Source organism: Gilliamella sp. wkB7 (genome assembly GCF_001693435.1).
GTDB lineage: Bacteria > Pseudomonadota > Gammaproteobacteria > Enterobacterales > Orbaceae > Gilliamella > Gilliamella apicola_N.
Genome location: NZ_CM004509.1, coordinates 1,955,667 through 1,978,469 on the forward strand (window position 1 = coordinate 1,955,667; position 22,803 = coordinate 1,978,469).

16 protein-coding genes, 2 tRNA genes and 3 rRNA genes are annotated in these 22,803 nt (G+C 36.8%); all 21 read left to right on the forward strand.

Features of this window, described 5'->3' with window-relative positions; all coding sequences use genetic code 11:
- Positions 1-41: 41 nt before the first annotated feature.
- On the forward strand, positions 42-617 hold the full coding sequence (locus tag A9G17_RS08625) for a DJ-1 family glyoxalase III (protein WP_065738353.1): 576 nt from the start codon (positions 42-44) through the stop codon (positions 615-617).
- Between the two features lie 11 nt (positions 618-628).
- Complete coding sequence (locus A9G17_RS08630; RefSeq protein ID WP_065738354.1) at positions 629-1,525, forward strand: cation diffusion facilitator family transporter; 897 nt, start codon at positions 629-631, stop codon at positions 1,523-1,525.
- A 92-nt stretch (positions 1,526-1,617) separates the two neighbouring features.
- A complete protein-coding gene (pfkA, locus tag A9G17_RS08635; protein ID WP_065738355.1) occupies positions 1,618-2,580 on the forward strand; it encodes a 6-phosphofructokinase in 963 nt (320 codons plus the stop codon).
- Positions 2,581-2,838: 258 nt separating this feature from the next.
- Complete coding sequence (locus A9G17_RS08640; protein ID WP_065738356.1) at positions 2,839-3,096, forward strand: GNAT family N-acetyltransferase; 258 nt, start codon at positions 2,839-2,841, stop codon at positions 3,094-3,096.
- Positions 3,097-3,244: 148 nt separating this feature from the next.
- A complete protein-coding gene (locus A9G17_RS08645) occupies positions 3,245-4,315 on the forward strand; it encodes an acyltransferase (RefSeq protein ID WP_065738357.1) in 1,071 nt (356 codons plus the stop codon).
- Between the two features lie 938 nt (positions 4,316-5,253).
- Positions 5,254-6,791: ribosomal RNA gene (locus A9G17_RS13465) — 16S ribosomal RNA — on the forward strand.
- Between the two features lie 56 nt (positions 6,792-6,847).
- Positions 6,848-6,924, forward strand: a tRNA-Ile gene (locus A9G17_RS08655).
- Between the two features lie 57 nt (positions 6,925-6,981).
- Positions 6,982-7,057 (forward strand) — tRNA-Ala (locus tag A9G17_RS08660).
- Positions 7,058-7,272: 215 nt separating this feature from the next.
- Positions 7,273-10,171 (forward strand): 23S ribosomal RNA (locus A9G17_RS13470).
- A gap of 128 nt (positions 10,172-10,299) precedes the next feature.
- Positions 10,300-10,415, forward strand: a 5S ribosomal RNA gene (gene rrf, locus A9G17_RS08670).
- The 16S, 23S and 5S rRNA genes sit together here with 2 tRNA genes alongside, the layout of an rRNA operon.
- A gap of 184 nt (positions 10,416-10,599) precedes the next feature.
- Entirely contained in the window at positions 10,600-11,160 is a 561-nt protein-coding gene (locus A9G17_RS08675; RefSeq protein WP_081301724.1) for a YgjV family protein, read from the forward strand.
- Positions 11,161-11,256: 96 nt separating this feature from the next.
- On the forward strand, positions 11,257-11,829 hold the full coding sequence (gene rppH, locus A9G17_RS08680; protein WP_039128604.1) for an RNA pyrophosphohydrolase: 573 nt from the start codon (positions 11,257-11,259) through the stop codon (positions 11,827-11,829).
- Complete coding sequence (lgt, locus tag A9G17_RS08685; RefSeq protein WP_065738358.1) at positions 11,826-12,695, forward strand: prolipoprotein diacylglyceryl transferase; 870 nt, start codon at positions 11,826-11,828, stop codon at positions 12,693-12,695. Before rppH ends, lgt begins: the two co-directional genes overlap by 4 nt.
- Entirely contained in the window at positions 12,692-13,486 is a 795-nt protein-coding gene (thyA, locus tag A9G17_RS08690) for a thymidylate synthase (RefSeq protein ID WP_065738359.1), read from the forward strand. The genes lgt and thyA overlap by 4 nt, the downstream gene beginning before the upstream one ends.
- A gap of 224 nt (positions 13,487-13,710) precedes the next feature.
- Positions 13,711-14,661 carry an LpxL/LpxP family Kdo(2)-lipid IV(A) lauroyl/palmitoleoyl acyltransferase gene (gene lpxL / locus A9G17_RS08695; protein WP_065738360.1) on the forward strand — a complete coding sequence of 317 codons (951 nt, stop codon included), beginning with the start codon at positions 13,711-13,713 and terminating at the stop codon, positions 14,659-14,661.
- A 46-nt stretch (positions 14,662-14,707) separates the two neighbouring features.
- A complete protein-coding gene (rlmM, locus tag A9G17_RS08700) occupies positions 14,708-15,790 on the forward strand; it encodes a 23S rRNA (cytidine(2498)-2'-O)-methyltransferase RlmM (protein ID WP_065738361.1) in 1,083 nt (360 codons plus the stop codon).
- A 22-nt stretch (positions 15,791-15,812) separates the two neighbouring features.
- The gene (locus A9G17_RS08705; protein WP_065738362.1) at positions 15,813-17,648 is read left to right on the forward strand and encodes a penicillin-binding protein activator; all 1,836 of its coding nucleotides are present in this window, start codon (positions 15,813-15,815) and stop codon (positions 17,646-17,648) included.
- A complete protein-coding gene (locus tag A9G17_RS08710) occupies positions 17,617-17,985 on the forward strand; it encodes a YraN family protein (RefSeq protein ID WP_065738363.1) in 369 nt (122 codons plus the stop codon). The genes A9G17_RS08705 and A9G17_RS08710 overlap by 32 nt, the downstream gene beginning before the upstream one ends.
- 16 nt (positions 17,986-18,001) lie before the next feature.
- A complete protein-coding gene (locus tag A9G17_RS08715) occupies positions 18,002-18,580 on the forward strand; it encodes an SIS domain-containing protein (RefSeq protein ID WP_065738364.1) in 579 nt (192 codons plus the stop codon).
- A 98-nt stretch (positions 18,581-18,678) separates the two neighbouring features.
- Positions 18,679-21,369 carry a DNA topoisomerase (ATP-hydrolyzing) subunit A gene (gene gyrA / locus A9G17_RS08720; protein ID WP_065738365.1) on the forward strand — a complete coding sequence of 897 codons (2,691 nt, stop codon included), beginning with the start codon at positions 18,679-18,681 and terminating at the stop codon, positions 21,367-21,369.
- 87 nt (positions 21,370-21,456) lie between these two features.
- Entirely contained in the window at positions 21,457-22,767 is a 1,311-nt protein-coding gene (gltP, locus tag A9G17_RS08725; RefSeq protein WP_065739129.1) for a glutamate/aspartate:proton symporter GltP, read from the forward strand.
- Positions 22,768-22,803: the final 36 nt, after the last annotated feature.

Genomic DNA, 22,803 nt, shown 5'->3' on the forward strand with positions numbered 1-22,803 from the left:
AAACTTAAATAAGTTATTTATTGGTTAAAAGGAGTACAATAATGATGAAGCAAGCATTAGTCTTTTTATCAGAAGGTTGTGAAGAAACAGAAGCAGTAACAACAATTGATTTACTCACCAGAGCGGGTATTAATGTCATAACTGCAAGTATTTCAAATTGTTGTGAAGTTAAATGTTCTCGTGGAGTAACAATTTTAGCCCAAAAAACTATTTCAGAAATTCAAAATGAAAATTTTGATGTGGTTATTTTACCTGGTGGTGTTAAAGGAGCCGAAAATTTTCGAGATTGTTCGTTATTAATCGAAATATTGAAAAAAACTCATCAGGTAGGTGATGTTATAGCGGCAATTTGTGCTTCTCCTGCAATAGTTCTGCAACATCACAATTTATTTCCAAATGCATATATGACAGGTTACCCATCTACTAAAAGTGCATTTAAACTTTGGAAAACGGATAGAGTATATTTTGATGAGCAAAATAAAGTTATTACTAGTCAAGGTCCTGCGACATCAATTGATTTTGCTTTGAAAATTATTGATGTTTTGGTCGGGCGAGAAAAGGCAGCCGAGGTTGCTCAGCAGTTAGTCCTTCCAGTGGGGGTTGAATCCTATCAATAAAAAGGTACCAAATGTCAAATTCACATTTGTACGAAAAATTAGTTAAAAGAGCAACATTAATTGCTGTTTTAATATCTATCTTTCTAATTTTTATAAAATTTATTACCTGTTGGATAACAGGTTCAATAAGTTTATTTGCATCATTGTTAGACTCGAGTATTGATTTACTTGCTTCTGGTCTTAATTTCTTTTTGGTACGTTATGCTTTAAAACCAGCTGATGATGATCATACCTTTGGTCATGGTAAAGCTGAATCACTTGCAGCGCTAGCACAAAGTACATTTATTATAGGTTCAGCGACAATTTTATTGCTTTCAAGTATTAAGTCTATTGTTCATCCTAGTGAGCTAAAAGCTCCATTGTTGGGAATTACTGTTTCTGCCATTTCTACAGTGATTACTTCTATACTTGTTTTATATCAAAGATATGTTGTGAAAATTACTCAAAGTAAGGCCATTCAAGCTGATATGCTACATTATTCTTCTGATATGTTAATGAATATTGCAGTTATCATTGCACTCTTTTTAAGTTGGTATGGAATTTCTTTTGCTGATGCTACATTTGCATTCTTGATTGCTTTATATATTTGTTATAATGCTTATAAGATTTCTTACAATGCGATACAGGATTTGCTTGATAGAGCATTGCCAGAAAGTGATAACGAGAAAATTGCTAATATTGTTGCATCATATCCGAATGTTCATGGTTTTCATGATTTAAAAACTAGACAAGCAGGCCCCATAAAATTTATTCAATTGCATATAGAACTTGATGATAATATGCCCTTAGTTAAAGCACACGCTATAGCTGATTCAATCGAAAAGCGTATTGCTGAACTCTTTTCTCCTGCAACAGTAATTATTCATCAAGATCCAATTTCGGTTGTACCCATTGAAACGATGCGGTAGAAAAAAACACCAAAATACCTTTTATCATCTATTGTTAGAAATCTGTTAAGACTCTATAATAATCAAAAGTTAATTATTAGGAGTTATTTTCTATGATAAAAAAAATAGGTATTTTGACCAGTGGTGGTGATGCACCAGGGATGAATGCAGCCATACGAGGAGTAGTTAGAACTGCTTTAACGGAAGGGTTAGAAGTTTTTGGTGTTTATGATGGTTACTTAGGTCTTTGTGAAGATCGAATTACTCAGTTAGAACGTTCTAGTGTGTCAGATATCATTACTCGTGGTGGTACGTTTCTCGGTTCTGCCAGATTCCCAGAGTTTAAAGATAAAACAGTAAGACAAAAAGCTATTGAGAATTTGAAAAAACATCAAATTGATGCTTTAGTCGTAATTGGTGGTGATGGTTCTTATATGGGGGCTATGCGTTTAACAGAAGAAGGTTTTCCATGTATTGGTTTACCGGGCACCATTGATAATGATATTCGCGGAACCGATTATACGATTGGTTATTTCACCGCACTAAGTACTGCTGTTGAATCTATTGATAGATTACGTGATACCTGTTCTTCACATCATAGAATATCTGTGATTGAAATCATGGGACGGGATTGTGGTGATTTAACATTAAATGCTGCAGTTGCTGGTGGTTGTGAATTCATGATTATTCCAGAAATGTCTTATACGAAAGAAGATTTAATTGAAGAAATTAAATTAGGCTTTGCAAAAGGTAAAAAACATGCAATTGTAACCGTTACAGAGCATATGTGTGACGTTAACCAGCTTGCAGCAGACATAGAGGCAGCCGTGCATCATGAGACTCGTGCAACAGTATTAGGTCACGTTCAACGAGGTGGCTCTCCTGTTCCTTACGATCGTATTTTAGGTTCACGCATGGGGGCTTATGCTGTTGAATTATTACAACAAGGTCATGCAGGGCGATGTGTAGGTGTCCAAAATGGTAAATTGGTACATCATGATATAATAGAAGCTATTAATAATATGAAGCGTCCATTTGACGTAGATCTTTATAATACTGCAAAACGTTTATTTTAGTTATTAATATTATGTCGATTAAACAATCTACAGAACTATAAATAATAATAAAACTTTCTTTAATAATTGAATGATTGATAGAACGTATTTTCAATCATTCATTATTAACTTTTTTCTTAATGTTCAGTTAACTTACATACTATCAATAAACTTAATTTATCTTTTTGATAACAATTTTATAGACACTTGTTGATATGTATTTACTCAGTTTATTAAATTTCAAATTCCAAATAATAGTTTAAATAGCAGGAAAATATTATGTCATTGAATTATTTAGAAGATAATGAGCGTTTTTATGTATGTGATATAAATAATAAACAAATAGCCGAGATGACATTTACTCGAATAGGGCAAAATCAAGCTACTATCAATCACACTTACATAGCTCCAGATTATCGAGGTCAAGGTATTGCTGAGAAATTATTAGATCTTGTTGTAAAAAAGTTACAACAAGAAAACCGTAAAATTATTCCTATTTGCTCTTTTGCTATTAAAAAATTGAACAAACAAAATTAGGCCTACTGATTTAAATAATTTACATATTTTAATTAACAAATTGTCAAGTTTTATTTTAAATATTATTTTTATAAATGTTAGTTCCAGTTATTTGAATATGTGCTAATGTATAACTATATATATATTAGCATAGTATTTTGATTTTAAGATGGAATCTGCCAAACCTCAAAAAATTTATTCTATTCACGTATTGCGTGGTGTTGCAATTATTATGATTGTTTTTAGCCACTGTTTAGGTGTGTTTAAAAACTCTAATCTAATTGCGAATAGTTATTTATTCTCTTTTTTAAATTTGTTTGCATTTAATTTCACAACTTTTTTTGTGTTGATTGCTGGTTTTTTGTTTCAACATTTAACATACAAATTTGATACTAAAACATACTATTTATCAAAATTTAAAACAGTAGTATGCCCTTATATTTCAGTGTCTATTTTTTGTTTTTTCTTTTATCACTATCAATATCTATCGGGATTACCATGGTACTCTTCAACTGAACCTAGCGTTATTAGCTCAGTAATTAGAATGATGTTAACTGGCACGCAGCTTTTACCTTTGTGGTTTATGCCAATGATAATAATTGTATACCTAATGGGACCACTTCTTTTTTATTGGTCGAAGAAAAATTTAATTGTGCCTGGTCTAATAGCTATGCTTTGGGTGGTAATGTTTACTAAACCTGATTTTACAAAGCCACTTTTAAACTTATTACATTATGGTCCAGTTTATTTAATTGGTATGATGCTTAAACAAAATTATGAAACTATTATGAAGTCTGTGAAAGATAACTTATCATTAATTATCCTTCTTTTTGGTTTGTGTTTTTTTGTTCCATTTGCCTATCGTTATGTGGATTATTTTGGTATTCAAAATCTTTATTTTGATACTTTGCAAAAAATTATTTTATTTATACTCGCCCTTTATTTTTTAGAAGGATTAAATCATAAAGTAAATGAAGGAAAGATTTATAAATTCTTTTCCTATATGGCAAACGTGAGTTTTCCTATCTATTTTATTCATGAAATTATAGTGATAGAACTTGAGCGCCAGCTTTATATGTCACCAATGGGTGATATTATTAAAACAAGTAATGGTGAATTAGCATCATTAGGGGCAATTAGCTTTTTAGTTTCAACTTTAGTGATAAGTGTCATCATTGCTAACATAATAAAATTAGTTTTCAAAGATAAAGCAAAATATCTTATCGGAGGAATGCGTTAAAACAAGTTTAATAAACTTCCGACGTTAACAGTTTTAAAATAAATTTTTTTATTTAGCGTACCTATGAGCCTATTAGGTACGCAAATCTCTGAAAATTATTATATATTGAATATTATTTTCACATTAGCAGAAAAAATGCCACCCATTAATTATCATATGGGTGGCATTTAATTCTTACAAAAATAATTTTTTTACTGATTATAATAAAAAACTATCCGATTAGCCTGTTAAGTATCATTAAATAAATATTGATAAGAAAGATTTTGAGAATTGAATAATGTAAAACATAATCAATTTAATAACCAATGCATTAAAAAATTATGTTCTAATATAATTTTTATATACAATTTTAGTCGATTAAATGCTTTTCTACTAAAAACCACAAAAGCCTAATAGTCATCTAATCTTTTCGTTCTATTATTTATTTCGAAAATTAAAAAAATACGTGCACAGTTAAATTTTACTTGGATAATATGGGTAACAATATGTTTTTTATAATTTAATATTAATTTTTATTATCGGCTTGAAAAGTTTTTCATAAAAGAAATAGTCCAAAAAAAATGCAAACAGAAAAAAAATAGCAATAAACACTTGCAGTAAAATTTAAAGTGCCTATAATGCGCATCCACTGACACGGCGTCAGCGACAAGCAGACGAAAAAGGTGTGAGTGAGCAAGGTCAAAAATTTTGAAAAAAGATCTTGACGAATAAGAAGGTGTAGCGTAGTATACGCAGCCCTTGAGACAGCAAACTAAATAACAAAACATTTAGTTAACTTAAAAAGCTGTCAGCTCTTTAAAAAGAAGAAACAGACAATCTGTGTGGGCACTTGCGAGACGAAAGATTAAAGTCTACGGACTAAAAAAATTAAGTCTTGATAAGTGACACTGAAGATTCATTTGAATTATGTCAGAGACAGTTATTGAGCATCAAACTTTAAATTGAAGAGTTTGATCATGGCTCAGATTGAACGCTGGCGGCAGGCTTAACACATGCAAGTCGAACGGTAACATGAGTGCTTGCACTTGATGACGAGTGGCGGACGGGTGAGTAAAGTATGGGGATCTGCCGAATGGAGGGGGACAACAGTTGGAAACGACTGCTAATACCGCATAAAGTTGAGAGACCAAAGCATGGGACCTTCGGGCCATGCGCCATTTGATGAACCCATATGGGATTAGCTAGTTGGTAGGGTAATGGCTTACCAAGGCGACGATCTCTAGCTGGTCTGAGAGGATGACCAGCCACACTGGAACTGAGACACGGTCCAGACTCCTACGGGAGGCAGCAGTGGGGAATATTGCACAATGGGGGGAACCCTGATGCAGCCATGCCGCGTGTATGAAGAAGGCCTTCGGGTTGTAAAGTACTTTCGGTAATGAGGAAGGTGGTGTATCTAATAGGTGCATCAATTGACGTTAATTACAGAAGAAGCACCGGCTAACTCCGTGCCAGCAGCCGCGGTAATACGGAGGGTGCGAGCGTTAATCGGAATGACTGGGCGTAAAGGGCATGTAGGCGGATAATTAAGTTAGGTGTGAAAGCCCTGGGCTCAACCTAGGAATTGCACTTAAAACTGGTTAACTAGAGTATTGTAGAGGAAGGTAGAATTCCACGTGTAGCGGTGAAATGCGTAGAGATGTGGAGGAATACCGGTGGCGAAGGCGGCCTTCTGGACAGATACTGACGCTGAGATGCGAAAGCGTGGGGAGCAAACAGGATTAGATACCCTGGTAGTCCACGCTGTAAACGATGTCGATTTGGAGTTTGTTGCCTAGAGTGATGGGCTCCGAAGCTAACGCGATAAATCGACCGCCTGGGGAGTACGGCCGCAAGGTTAAAACTCAAATGAATTGACGGGGGCCCGCACAAGCGGTGGAGCATGTGGTTTAATTCGATGCAACGCGAAGAACCTTACCTGGTCTTGACATCCACAGAATCTTGCAGAGATGCGAGAGTGCCTTCGGGAACTGTGAGACAGGTGCTGCATGGCTGTCGTCAGCTCGTGTTGTGAAATGTTGGGTTAAGTCCCGCAACGAGCGCAACCCTTATCCTTTGTTGCCATCGGTTCGGCCGGGAACTCAAAGGAGACTGCCGTTGATAAAGCGGAGGAAGGTGGGGACGACGTCAAGTCATCATGGCCCTTACGACCAGGGCTACACACGTGCTACAATGGCGTATACAAAGGGAGGCGACCTCGCGAGAGCAAGCGGACCTCATAAAGTACGTCTAAGTCCGGATTGGAGTCTGCAACTCGACTCCATGAAGTCGGAATCGCTAGTAATCGTGAATCAGAATGTCACGGTGAATACGTTCCCGGGCCTTGTACACACCGCCCGTCACACCATGGGAGTGGGTTGCACCAGAAGTAGATAGCTTAACCTTCGGGGGGGCGTTTACCACGGTGTGGTCCATGACTGGGGTGAAGTCGTAACAAGGTAACCGTAGGGGAACCTGCGGTTGGATCACCTCCTTACGAAGAGCTCGTAAGTGTTCACACAGATTGTTTGTTAAGAAAAGAGTCACTTTATTGGGTCTGTAGCTCAGGTGGTTAGAGCGCACCCCTGATAAGGGTGAGGTCGGTGGTTCAAGTCCACTCAGACCCACCAATTCAACTTAATTTTTGCTGATTTTGGCTTTAACGGGTTGAAGAAGTGAAATAAAATGGGGCTATAGCTCAGCTGGGAGAGCGCCTGCCTTGCACGCAGGAGGCCAGCGGTTCGATCCCGCTTAGCTCCACCATTAAAGAAGTCTCTTTTTAAATTAAATTATGTTTGTATTTACTTGAAGTCGCGAGATGGTAAAGTGAATAGAAGTATAAAGCTCTTTAACAATTAGGAACAAGCTGAAAGAAACGAGTTCTCGTTTTTATGTTGAGCTGATGTATGAAGATATGTTGGTTTGGTATAAGAAAGAGAAAAAAGCGTAATGAAAACCAAGACAACTGTGAGTTGTAAGGTTAAGAAATTAAGCGTACACGGTGGATGCCTAGGCAATCAGAGGCGAAGAAGGACGTGTTAATCTGCGAAAAGCAACGGTAAGTCGATAAAAGGCGCTATAACCGTTGATGTCCGAATGGGGAAACCCAGTGCAGGTGACTGCACTATCATCTGATGAATTCATAGTCAGATGAGGCGAACCGGGAGAACTGAAACATCTAAGTACCCCGAGGAAAAGAAATCAACCGAGATTCCCTGAGTAGCGGCGAGCGAAAGGGGAGAAGCCCAAGCGGGTAGCATGATGTATTAATGGAAGCGTCTGGAAAGTCGCACGATAGAGGGTGAAAGTCCCGTACATGAAAATGCATGATGTGGAAGCTTATAGAGTAGGGCGGGACACGTGATATCCTGTCTGAAGAAGGGGGGACCATCCTCCAAGGCTAAATACTCCTGATTGACCGATAGTGAACCAGTACCGTGAGGGAAAGGCGAAAAGAACCCCGGGAGGGGAGTGAAATAGACCCTGAAACCGTGTACGTACAATCAGTGGGAGCTGTTACCGTTGGGTAATAGTGACTGCGTACCTTTTGTATAATGGGTCAGCGACTTATATTCTGTAGCGAGGTTAACCGAATAGGGGAGCCGAAGGGAAACCGAGTATTAACTGTGCGTTAAGTTGCAGGGTATAGACCCGAAACCCGGTGATCTAGCCATGGGCAGGTTGAAGGTTGGTTAACACTAACTGGAGGACCGAACCGACTAATGTTGAAAAATTAGCGGATGACCTGTGGCTGGGGGTGAAAGGCCAATCAAACCGGGAGATAGCTGGTTCTCCCCGAAAGCTATTTAGGTAGCGCCTCATGAGTAACTGTTGGGGGTAGAGCACTGTTTCGGCTAGGGGGCCATCCCGGCTTACCAACCCGATGCAAACTACGAATACTGACAAGTTTAATCATGGGAGACACACGGCGGGTGCTAACGTTCGTCGTGAAGAGGGAAACAACCCAGACCGCCAGCTAAGGTCCCAAAGTCATAGTTAAGTGGGAAACGAAGTGGGAAGGCTTAGACAGCTAGGATGTTGGCTTAGAAGCAGCCATCATTTAAAGAAAGCGTAATAGCTCACTAGTCGAGTCGGCCTGCGCGGAAGATGTAACGGGGCTAAAACTATGCACCGAAGCTGCGGCAGCGCACGAAAGTGTGTTGGGTAGGGGAGCGTTCTGTAAGCCGTTGAAGGTGTATTGTGAGGTATGCTGGAGGTATCAGAAGTGCGAATGCTGACATAAGTAACGATAAAGCGGGTGAAAAGCCCGCTCGCCGGAAGACCAAGGGTTCCTGTCCAACGTTAATCGGGGCAGGGTGAGTCGACCCCTAAGGAGAGGCCGAAGGGCGTATCTGATGGGAAACGGGTTAATATTCCCGTACTGGCTATAACTGCGATGGGGGGACGAAGAAGGCTAGGTTTACCACCTATTGGATGGTGGGTTAAGCGTGTAGGGGTGTGATTAGGCAAATCCGGTCACTGAGACCCTGAGGCGTGATGACGAGCTACTAAGGTAGTGAAGTAATTGATGCCCTGCTTCCAGGAAAATCCTCTAAGCTTCAGGTTATAGTTAATCGTACCCGAAACCGACACAGGTGGTCAGGTAGAGAATACTAAGGCGCTTGAGAGAACTCGGGTGAAGGAACTAGGCAAAATGGTGCCGTAACTTCGGGAGAAGGCACGCTGATTGTAATTGAAGTCCCACGCGGACGGAGGTGAACTCAGTCGAAGATACCAGCTGGCTGCAACTGTTTAATAAAAACACAGCACTGTGCAAACACGAAAGTGGACGTATACGGTGTGACGCCTGCCCGGTGCTGGAAGGTTAATTGATGGGGTTATGCGTAAGCAGAAGCTCTTGATCGAAGCCCCAGTAAACGGCGGCCGTAACTATAACGGTCCTAAGGTAGCGAAATTCCTTGTCGGGTAAGTTCCGACCTGCACGAATGGCGTAATGATGGCCAGGCTGTCTCCACCCGAGACTCAGTGAAATTGAAATTGCCGTGAAGATGCGGTGTACCCGTGGCAAGACGGAAAGACCCCGTGAACCTTTACTATAGCTTGACAGTGAACATTGAGCCTTAATGTGTAGGATAGGTGGGAGACTAAGAAGTGTGTACGCCAGTATGCATGGAGTCGACCTTGAAATACCACCCTTTAATGTTTGATGTTCTAACCTATACTTCTGAATCGAGGTAAGGGACACTGTCTGGTGGGTAGTTTGACTGGGGCGGTCTCCTCCCAAAGAGTAACGGAGGAGCACGAAGGTTAGCTAATCCTGGTCGGACATCAGGAGGTTAGTGCAATGGCAAAAGCTAGCTTGACTGCGAGAGTGACGGCTCGAGCAGGTACGAAAGTAGGTCATAGTGATCCGGTGGTTCTGAATGGAAGGGCCATCGCTCAACGGATAAAAGGTACTCCGGGGATAACAGGCTGATACCGCCCAAGAGTTCATATCGACGGCGGTGTTTGGCACCTCGATGTCGGCTCATCACATCCTGGGGCTGAAGTAGGTCCCAAGGGTACGGCTGTTCGCCGTTTAAAGTGGTACGCGAGCTGGGTTTAGAACGTCGTGAGACAGTTCGGTCCCTATCTGCCATGGGCGTAGGAAAATTGAGAGGGTTTGCTTCTAGTACGAGAGGACCGAAGTGAACGCACCGCTGGTGTTCGGGTTGTGATGCCAATTGCATTGCCCGGTAGCTACGTGCGGAATAGATAAGTGCTGAAAGCATCTAAGTACGAAACTAGCCTCGAGATGAGTTTTCCCTGATGAGAGTCAGTAAGGTCCGTTTGAGACTAAGACGTAGATAGGTCAGGTGTGTAAGTGTAGTGATACATTGAGCTAACTGATACTAATGAACCGAGAGTCTTAACCTTACAACTCGGAGTTGTTTTGGATACGCGAGTAGTTGATTATGAGATAATCGAACAGTTTGTTCCGGATTGAGAGATGAGTGCAGATATGAGATAATGCACTGATTGAGAGAAAGAGAAGACAGAATATGTCTGGCGGTAATAGCGCGGTGGTCCCACCTGACCCCATGCCGAACTCAGAAGTGAAACGCCGAAGTGCCGATGGTAGTGTGGGTATTACCCATGTGAGAGTAGGGAGCCGCCAGACTTTTAAATATAGAGAGAGCCCAGCAGGAATGCTGGGCTTTTTTGCATATAGAGATTATAAAACTGACTAAAATTTTATGTTTTAAAGATGTGATTATTTATTAATAACATTTAATAAATTTTTTTCTAAATCATTTATAAATAGGTTATTAATTACTTAGATCCATTCATCTATGGAGTGAACGATGGATAATCTAAACTTTTTATATCAATTCGTGGGTTCAGATTTTATTGATAGATATACTACTTTACCTCAATTAATTGGTATTTTAGGTTATCTTGTAGGTATCAGTGCTTTTTTACAACGTAGCGATAATGCTTTTCGTTGGCAGTTAACAATCGTTAATGTAATTATGACTTTGCACTTTTACTTATTGGGTCCGGAGTCTTATCCGGCAGCAATTCTTAATATAGTAAATATATTTAGAAATGTTGCTTCGAATTACACAAAAAATATGTTAGCAATGTTATTTTTTATTGCTTTAATGTGGATATTTTATTTTCTTACTACTCCAGATCCGACACAATTTATACATTATTTATCTGTTATTGGTACGACATTAGTTACCATTGCATTATTTCGTTTACAACAACAGAAAATGCGACTACTTATATTGATGAGCAGTATTTTATGGATTATTTATAGTTTATGGATAGGCTCTTTAGGAAGTCTGGCTATAGAAGTAACATTTGCCATAATTAATATTATTACAATTATCAAATTATCTAAAAAACAAACTGCGTGATAGGATATTTACTCGATTAATTCATTTTCCTATTTATTTCTTGCTGTATGTATGAAACAATTTAGCCATATAAGAATAAATTTTTTGAGGTAGTCAGTGATTGATAATGATGGCTACCGTCCAAATGTAGGAATAGTTATTTGTAACAGGTATGGTCAAGTACTTTGGGCTCGTCGTTATGGACAAAATTCTTGGCAGTTTCCTCAGGGCGGAATAAAACTAAACGAAACGCCTGAGCAGGCAATGTTTCGTGAATTAAACGAAGAAGTAGGATTATTACCTCAAGATGTAAAGATTCTATCCGTTACTAACGGTTGGTTGCGATATAAATTACCTAAACGAATGATACGTTGGGAAAATCAACCCGTTTGTATTGGTCAAAAACAGAAATGGTTTTTATTAGAATTGATATCTGATACATCGGTAATTAATCTCAATAAGTCTTCAACTCCTGAATTTGATGATTGGAAGTGGGTTAGTTATTGGTATCCTATTCGTCAGGTTATTGCTTTTAAACGCGATGTTTATCGAAAAGCAATGAAAGAATTTTCATTGCCAGTATTTAGCATCCAATCCGAGGCGGAAGCACCAATAGCAAATGTTTCTAAAAAGAAACGATTTAATTTCTTTGCTCATAAACGAAAAAATAAACAGTGTATTAAAAAATGAATCAATACTTACAATTTCCTAACTTCAATCCAATTGCTTTTTCACTTGGCCCTATATCGCTTCATTGGTATGGTGCAATGTACTTATTTGGAGTGCTTGGGGCGCTTTATTTAGCCAAACGAAGAGCAAATAAACCTAATAGCCAATGGACAACACAACAAGTTGAGAATTTGCTATTCTGGGGTTTTTTAGGGCTTTTTATAGGTGGACGATTAGGCTATATCCTTTTTTATAATTTTAACGTTTTTATCAAAGACCCAGTGATATTGTTTAAAGTCTGGGAAGGCGGTATGTCATTCCATGGCGGTCTAATCGGTGCAATTTGTGTTATTGCTATTTTCGCAAAAATGAACCATAAAACCTTTATGCAAGTGGCTGATTTTGTCGCTCCTTTAGTACCTATTGGTTTAATGTTTGGACGATTTGGTAATTTTATTAATGGTGAACTTTGGGGACGTGTGACTCAATCTCATATTGGTATGTTATTTCCGACTTCCTCTCATGCTGATTTTATGTTTGTACAAACACATCCTGAATGGTTATCGCTCTATACTTCTCTTAATGGCATTTTACCAAGGCATCCTTCACAGCTTTATGAAATGATGTTTGAAGGAATTGTTCTATTTATCATTTTGAATTTGTTCATTCGTAAAAACAGACCAACTGGCGCTGTTTCAGGATTATTTTTGCTTTGTTATGGTTTATTTCGATTTGTAATCGAATTCTTTAGACAACCCGATGAGCAACTAGGACTATTTTTTAATATCATTAGTATGGGGCAAATTTTATGCCTACCAATGATTTTTGCTGGTATTTTATTTCTTTTTTATACATATAGAGTTAACAAAAAGGCGACAACACGATGAAACAGTATTTAGCACTTATGCAAAAGATTTTAGCTGAAGGTTCGCCTAAGTCAGATCGAACAGGAACTGGAACATTATCCATTTTTGGTCATCAAATGCGCTTTAATCTACAGGATGGATTTCCATTAGTCACTACAAAAAAATGCCATTTACGTTCAATTATTCATGAATTACTTTGGTTTTTAAAAGGTGATACAAATATTAAATATTTAAAAGATAATAAAGTGACCATTTGGGATGAATGGGCTGATGAGAATGGTGATTTAGGTCCTGTTTATGGAAAACAGTGGCGAGCGTGGACAGCACCAAATGGCCAGCATATTGATCAAATATCGCAATTAATTGATCAAATCAAAAATGATCCTGATTCAAGACGCCTAATAATTTCTGCTTGGAATGTTGGAGAATTAGACCAAATGGCGTTAGCTCCCTGTCATGCATTTTTTCAATTTTATGTAGTGGATGGAAAGCTTTCTTGCCAGCTTTACCAACGTTCTTGTGATGTGTTTTTAGGGTTACCATTTAATATTGCTAGCTATTCGTTATTAATTCATATGATTGCTCAACAATGCAATTTAGATGTGGGTGATTTTGTTTGGACTGGTGGTGATACGCACTTATATTCAAACCATTTGGAACAAACTCATTTACAATTGAGTCGAACGCCTAGAGTACTACCAAAACTTGTTATTAGACGTAAACCCCCAACAATTTTTGATTATGAGTTTGAGGACTTTGAAATTATTGACTATGATCCTTATCCTGCAATCAAAGCACCCGTTGCGGTTTAAATTCTTGTAAAGAAATTTCAGGAAAAGCCTACGTTTGAGTATAAAATTTTAAAAAACCTTAAGAACGAAGATCACAGCAACTAATTATATATTGTTGTGATCTGTTTAAACTATACCTTGTTAGATACATTAATGTAGGGAAGATCTTTCTAATTTTCTGCCCTTAAAATCAATATATAGTATATAATAATCAACTTTGTTATTAACAATAACTTAATCTTAATATGAGTCAAAATCAGGAAATTCGTCCTATCTTTACTAAACGCCTACTACACCCTCGTTACTGGTTAACGTGGTTTGGTATTGGTATCTTATATTTAATCGTTTTATTACCCTATCCAGTAATTTATCAATTAGGAAAAAGTTTAGGGTTGCTCTCAATGAAATTAATTGGTAAACGTAAAGAGACAGCAAGACAAAACCTTAAACTTTGCTTTCCTGAAAAATCACAGCTTGAACGTGATCAACTGTTGCGGGGCAATTTTATTTCTACAGGATTGGCTATTTTCGAAACAGGGATAGCTTGGTTCTGGTCTGACAAAAGATTAGCTAAACATTCATCTATTGTCGGGGACCAATATATCAAAAATATACAGCAATCAGGTCAAGGTGTTTTACTTATTGGAATTCATTTTTTAACATTAGAATTAGGGGCGCGCATTTTAGGAATGAGTCATCCCGGTGTAGGTGTTTATCGACCAAATGATAATCTGGTAATGGATTATGTTCAGCTTAAAGGTAGACTCAAATCTAATAAATACATGTTAGATCGCTATAATACTAAAGGTATGATCCGTGCATTAAAAAATGGTGAGTTACTTTGGTATGCTCCTGATCATGATTATGGACCTAAAAATAGTGTCTTTGCCCCATTATTTTCAGTAGAAAAAGCAGCAACGACGATAGGTACACGTATATTGGTTAAATTAGGCCAACCCGGCATTATTCCATTTACACCTAAGCGTGAGGAAAATGGTCATTATACCGTTTATGTAACACCGGCGCTTGAAGGTTATCCTATTGATGATGATGTATTAGCTGCAACTTTTATGAATAAAGCTATTGAACAAGAAATTTTAAAAGCTCCAGAACAATATATGTGGTTACACCGACGATTTAAAACCCGTCCTAAGGGGGAAGCTCCTTTATATACTAATGATGTTCAATCTGACTAAATCAATTGTTTTTTTATAATGTCTGTTTGAAGAGTAAAAATACGAAATGCAAAAACTAAATAAAATTATTCTATACTGTCGCTGTGGATTTGAAAAAGAATGTGCTGCTGAAATCACAGATAGAGCTGCACAACTGGAAATATTTGGTTTTGCCAAAGTTATAGAAAATAGTGGTTATGTCACTTTTGAATGTTATCAAGACGATCAAGCTACAATACTGATAAAAAAACTTCCGTTTCGTACTCTAATCTTTGCTAGACAGATGTTTGTATCAGGTGATTTATTGACTGATCTACCAGCCAATGATCGGATCACTCGAATAATTAATGCATTATCGGGTTTGATAGATAACGCAGGTGATGTGCGCGTAGAAGTTGCTGATACCAATGAAGGTAAAGAACTAGCTGGATTTTGTCGCAAATTTACAGTACCTCTTCGTCAAGCGCTACGAAGCAAACGTATTTTATTAAAAGTTGAAAATCCAAAAAAACCTGTTATTCATCTATTTTTTACAAGTAGTAATAGTTGTTATGTAGGCTATTCATTAAGTCAAAATAACTCACCTTTTTATATGGGGATCCCTAGACTAAAATTTCCAGCTGATGCACCAAGTCGTTCTACATTAAAATTGGAAGAGGCGTTCCATATTTTTATTCCTTATGAAGAGTGGGATGAACGCTTAAAAGGTGGTTTGAATGCAGTTGATTTAGGTGCTTGCCCAGGCGGTTGGACTTATCAACTAGTTAAAAGAAGTATGATGGTTTACGCTATTGATAATGGTCCAATGAATAACAAACTAATGGAAACTGGACAAGTTAAACATTATCGTGAAGATGGCTTTAAATTTACGCCTAAAAAACATAATATTTATTGGTTAGTTTGTGATATGGTTGAAAAACCGACCAAGGTGACGCAATTAATAGCTAAATGGCTGATTAATGGTTGGTGTCGAGAAACCATTTTTAATCTTAAATTACCAATGAAAAAACGGTATGAAGAAGTAAAACAAAATATAAAGTTACTCAATGACGAATTAAATAATAATCAAATCAATGTTCAAATTCAGGCCAAGCAGCTTTATCATGATCGTGAAGAAATTACTGTTCATGTACAACGAATTTGGGGATAGTAAATAACAAGAGAGTGGGTGTATGAATTTAAAAATTTTCTTTTATACAATATTAATGTCTATATTATTGACATTTTTAACTGGATGTCCTGGTAATCAATCTCAAATAAGTGATTATGATGGAACTAAAAATTCTAGTTATTATTTATCTCTAGCGGATGAAAGTTCTGGAAATGCTAAAACCAATTGGCAATTATTAGCTATTCAGGCATTAATTAAAGAAAATAAAGTTTCTCAAGCAAAAGATTTGTTATCTCAAATATCCTCTGATCTTAATGATGAACAACAGAAAGAAAAATTATTGTTGCAAGGTGAAATTGCAGTAAAATTGAAAAAACCATTTAATATTAAAAAGTTAACAACTGATGGGTTAACCAATTCACAATTATACCGTTACTACTCTATTAAATTAAGTTTGGATGAAAACAATAGAGATATCAATGGGCAAGCCCATGATTATATTGAACTAGAAAAATATACGCCAGAAAAACAGAAAAACCAAATATTAAATAATACATGGAAATTTTTTAGTAAATTAAATACCAAACAAGTTAATACCATTTTAGTTTATGAAAATGAAGTAACTTTACAAGGATGGATTAATTTAGCGGATGCTTATAAAAGTAATAATATAGAACCAAAAACACAAGAAGATGATACGCCTGAAATTATTGCAGAGAAAGTACAAAAACAGAACGAATTATTAAAACGGGCGGTAAAAGATTGGTTACTACAATATCCAGATCATCCCGCTAAAAATATTATTTCTGTATTAACAGGAGAACAAGCATTAAATGTTGATGATGTTAATGCTAAAAAAGTGGCATTATTATTACCACTAACAGGATCATCACGTCTTTTTGGTGATACTATTCGACAAGGTTATTTTGATGCAATTAAATTTTTCCCACAAGAACCACAACAAAATGTAGTTTTGCTTGATACAACAAGTGCTGATATGGATGCTCTTATAAGTCAAGCTAAAGAACAAAATGTTGAATTGATCGTTGGTCCTTTACTGAAAGATGAAGTGATTAAGATTAAACAATTAGCACCGTCTTTACCTGTTTTAGCCTTGAATAAAGTGGATAATAGTTCAGTTACAACGAATAAAATGTGTTATTTCGCGTTATCACCAGAAGATGAAGCACAAGATGCAGCAGATCATATTTATGCACAAAACAAATTAAAGCCACTATTGCTGGTACCGCAAAATGATCTCGGTCAACGTGTAGCTCAAAGTTTTGCTAAAAAATGGTCTGAATTATCATCTAATAGTTCACAAGCTTATGTACAATATTTTGGCAATAAAAGTACATTAAGTTCTGGTATGAATCGTAATATAGGAATAACACTTACTGGAACCCCTATTTTAACCGATTATACAGAAGATCAATCAGACAATTTTGACGCTGTCTATATTTATGCTTCATACGATGAATTAACTCTTATAAAACCAATGATTGATATGGCAGCCGGTAAATCAGTAGGTAATTCATCTTCACTTATGATCTACACTAGCTCCAAAAGTCATGTAGCTAATGCTTCGGATGATTTTAATTATGATATGGATCAAACTGAATATGCTGAAATTCCAATGATCGTTAATTCTTCTGAGCAAATGTCAGAAATCATCCCTAATAATATCCAAAAAAATTATTCATTATTGCGTTTATATGCGATGGGGATAGATGCTTGGAGACTTGCAAATCGCTTTAATCAAATGAATTCCAATCAAACTGACTTTTTAAATGGTATGACGGGTAGATTATCGACGAAGGATCAATGTGAAGTCACTCGTGCTTTATCTTGGCAACAATATATTCATGCATTATCCCAATCTAATTCAGAAGAATAACAAAAAAATTGGCAAGCATTACGAAGATATTGCTTGCCAGTATTTACTAAAACAAGGGCTTTCATTTATTGCTCAAAATAGTCAATATCGTTTAGGTGAAATTGATTTAATTATGCGTGATAAACAATGTCTCGTTTTTGTTGAAGTACGTTATAGAAAAAATGCCAATTTTGGTAATGCCGAAATGACCGTAACATTAAGTAAACAAAATAAAATCAAGCAAGCGGCACAACTCTGGATGTTATCAGAAAATATGAATATTGATGATACAGAATTTAGATTTGATATTTTTGCTATTACAGGCAAAAACCAAAAATGGATTATTAATGCGTTTTAATTTTTAGGTGAAAAACGTGCAAGATTTAATAAAAAATTATTTTACTGAAAGTATTCAAACTCAAATTGTAATGGCTGAGTCTTTAGGGTCATCAATTGAAAAAGCGGCAAGCATTATTGTTCAAGGTTTACTCAACGGTAATAAAATTATGAGTTGTGGTAATGGCTCATCAGCGGCAAATGTACAAAGTTTTACTTCTCGATTAATTACCAGTATTAATATAGAAAGACCCAGCATACCCGCTATAGCTTTGGTGTCTGATAATGTATTATTAAGTGCGATCGCCAATCATGAAGAAGTCTATGCTCGCCAGATACAAGCCTTAGGTCAGCAAGGTGATATTTTGATCGTATTGACTTGCCAAGGTAACAGCCGTTCGATTATTCGCGCTGTTCAAGAAGCTGTGATTAAAGATATGAAAATTGTTGCTTTAACTGCTTTTGATGGTGGTGAAGTTATCGGCTTACTTGGTCAAAATGATATTGAAATAAGAGTTCCATCTTATAAAAAAGTAATGGCATATGAAATGCATGCTATGATTTTAAATTGTTTATGCCAATTAATTGAAAATACTTTGTTTATTCAACATGAATAAGTTGAAATAAAAACGGTATAGTCCTGCATTAATAACGAATTTTATGCTATAATTACAAGCTATTTTGATGACCTAATTTAATAAGAGAATATGGTGTTATGACCGAACTAGCCAAAGAAATAACCCCCGTTAATATTGAAGATGAGCTAAAATCCTCTTATCTTGACTATGCAATGTCTGTCATTGTCGGGCGTGCTTTACCTGATGTACGCGATGGCTTAAAACCGGTCCATAGAAGGGTCCTTTTTGCCATGCATGAAGCAGGATACGATTGGAATAAACCTTATCGAAAATCTGCTCGTGTTGTTGGGGATGTTATTGGTAAATACCATCCACATGGTGACTCTGCTGTTTATGACACGATTGTACGTATGGCACAGCCATTTTCATTACGTTATATGTTAGTTGATGGTCAAGGAAACTTTGGTTCTGTTGATGGTGATTCGGCTGCGGCAATGCGTTACACCGAAATACGTATGCAAAAGTTTGCAGGTGCGTTATTGACTGATCTTGATAAAGAAACCGTTGATTTCTCGCCGAACTATGACGGCTCTGAAATGATCCCTGATGTATTGCCAACGCGTATTCCTAATTTACTGATAAATGGTTCTTCAGGTATTGCGGTTGGTATGGCAACAAATATCCCTCCTCATAATCTATCTGAAGTCATTAATGGTTGCCTTGCTTTTATTGAAGATGAAAATATTTCAGTTGATGGATTAATGGAACATATCCATGGCCCTGACTTTCCAACTGCTGCTTTAATTAATGGTCGAAAGGGTATTGAAAATGCCTACCGAACAGGACGTGGTATTATCTATATTCGTTCTAAAGCAACTATTGAAGTTGATGATCATAGTGGGCGTGAAACAATCATTGTTAATGAAATTCCGTATCAAGTTAACAAGAAAAAACTGATCGAGAAAATAGCTGAATTAGTTAAAGACAAAAAAGTTGAAGGTATCTCGGCGCTACGCGATGAATCTGACAAAGATGGGATGCGTATTGTTATTGAAATTAAACGAGATGCTGTCGGTGAGGTTGTATTAAATAACTTATTCTCATTGACACAATTGCAAGTCTCATTTGGTATCAATATGGTAGCCTTACACAAAGGGCAACCTAAACTTCTAAATTTACGTGAGATGATTGAAGCCTTTGTGCTTCATCGACGTGAAGTGGTAACTCGTAGAACTATCTATGAATTACGTAAAGCTCGTGAAAGAGCGCATGTTTTAGAAGGGTTAGCTATTGCACTTGCCAATATTGATCCTATTATTGAATTAATTCGTGCAGCCTCAACTCCAGTTGAAGCTAAAAGCAAATTATTATCTCAAGCTTGGCAGCTTGGTAATGTAGCAGCAATGCTCGAAAAAGCGGGTAACGATGCTGCTCGACCAGAAGATTTAGCGCCAGAATTTGGTATTCGTGATGGTTATTATTACCTATCAGAAGCACAAGCCCAGGCTATTTTAGATCTTCGTTTACATCGATTAACGGGTCTAGAACATGAAAAGATTTTGGATGAGTATAAACAATTACTGATTCAAATTAGTGAGTTACTGCACATTTTAGCAAGTCCAGAACGCTTAATGGAAGTGATTCATGAAGAGCTTGAAGCGGTTCGTGATCAATTCCAAGATGCAAGAAGAACTGAAATTACAGCAAGCAGTGCTGATATTAATATTGAGGATCTTATTGCTCAAGAAGATGTTGTTGTAACTCTCTCACACCAAGGCTATGTAAAATATCAGCCTTTATCTGATTACGAAGCTCAACGTCGAGGTGGCAAAGGTAAATCTGCAACTAAAATCAAAGAAGAAGATTTTGTTGAAAAATTACTTGTAGCTAATACCCACGATACGATTCTTTGTTTCTCAAGCCGCGGTCGTTTATATTGGATGAAAGTTTATCAACTACCTGAAGCAAGTCGTGGCTCACGTGGACGTCCAATTATTAATTTATTACCACTTGAAGCAGGTGAACGTATTACTGCGATTCTACCAGTTCGAGAATTTGACGATGAACACTGTGTATTTATGGCAACAGCTCAAGGTACCGTTAAGAAAACTTCATTAAATGAATTTAGTCGTCCAAGAACTGGTGGTATTATCGCAATTAATTTACGTGATGATGATGAATTAATCGGTGTTGATCTAACAAGTAATGAAACGTCTGATACTGTTGATGATGAACTCAATGACGATGTAATTGTTGATGAGACTGATAATGATGAAGAGGTCTCTCAAATCTCTAATACAGAAGATATTATGTTGTTCTCTGCTAATGGTAAAGTGGTTCGCTTCCCAGCCAATAAAGTTCGCTGTATGGGACGAACTGCGACAGGTGTTCGAGGTATTAAATTAGAAGGTGATGATAAAGTCGTATCACTGATTGTTCCACGAGGGAATGGTGCGATATTAACTGCAACGCAAAACGGTTATGGTAAACGTACACAACAAGAGTTATACCCAACCAAATCACGAGCGACTAAAGGTGTTATTTCTATCAAAGTGAGTGAAAGAAATGGTAAAGTCGTTGGTGCTGTTCAAGTTGATGAAACAGATCAAATTATGTTAATCACTGATGCAGGAACGCTTGTACGTACACGTGTCTCAGAAGTAAGTATTGTAGGTCGAAATACACAAGGTGTTATGCTTATTCGTACAGCAGATAACGAAAAAGTCGTTGGATTACAGAGAATAGCTGAAACTGAGGAGGAGGAAAATGAATCCGATTTTTCTCAAGGAGATGAACGGCAGAGTTCAGCTCCGGAGTCCGAAGAATAAGTTTTAATTATCAAAAAGGATTAGTTATAACTAATCCTTTTTTATTTATAATATCCAGAAAAGGAATAGTATTAAATGTCATTTTTAATAAAGAAAATCTTAACAAATCTTGCATGGCAAATTTTAATTGCTTTGATACTAGGTGTAGCGGTGGGCGCTTATTTATTTGAACTTTCTGTCCCAAGCCATCCTTTACATTCATATTATCAATTTTCGATAGTTAATATTTTTCAACCAGCTGGTGATATCTTTATTCGTTTAATTAAAATGATTGTATTACCTATTATACTTAGTACGCTCACTTTAGGTATTGCAGGTATTGGTGGTTCAAAAAGATTAGGGACGTTGGGTTTTAAAACAATTCTCTATTTTGAAATTATTACAACGATTGCTATCTTACTAGGGCTTTTCTGGGGAAATATTTTTGCACCGGGTGCGGGAATTGACTCTACAACCTTAGCAACGACCGATATTAGTAAGTATACTAAAGCCGCAGAAGAATTGAGCGGAAAGCCTCATGGCTTGATTGTTATGATATTAGATATGATCCCAGCTAATATCTTCAAAGCTATGAGTGATGGCGCTGTTTTACCTGTTATCTTCTTCTGTGTCTTTTTCGGTTTAGGTTTAATGTCGTTACCAGACAAACAACGTGAACCATTTGTTTTCTTCTTAAAAGTTGTATCTGACACCATGTTTAAAGTAACGAACATGATTATGCGCTACGCACCAATTGGTGTTTTCGCGCTGATTACTGTAACCGTTGCTAAATATGGATTTGCCTCTCTTATGCCGTTGTTTAAATTAATTTTGACTGTTTATTCAGCCATGATTATTTTCACATTGGTGGTATTAGGACTTGTATGTAAACTTTGTAAATTTAATATTTTTACTCTACTAAAAATATTAAAAGAAGAGTTAGTTATCGCATTTTCAACAGCGAGTTCTGAAACTGCATTACCAAAAATTATTGAAAAGATGGAAGCATACGGTGCTCCAAAGGCGATCACAAGTTTTGTTATTCCAACAGGTTATTCATTTAATCTTGATGGCTCAACGCTTTATCAAAGTATTACGGTTATCTTTTTGGCTCAGCTATTCCATATAGATTTAACCATTTTAGATCAGATTATTATTGTTATAACATTGATGATTGCCTCTAAAGGTATAGCTGGCGTACCGGGTGCTTCAATCCTTGTTCTATCTGCAACCCTAGGCAGTGTGGGTATTCCGCTTGAAGGTATTGGTTATATTATGGGCGTAGAGCGTATTTTAGATATGGGTAGAACGGTTGTTAATGTTGTCGGTAATGCATTAGCAGCGATTGTTATTGCTCGTTGGGAACATGTTTTTGATGATAAAAAAGCAAAAGTCTACGAACAACAATATTTGAAATAATAGATTAACTACTTTCTTAAAAAGCTTCAGTTTTTA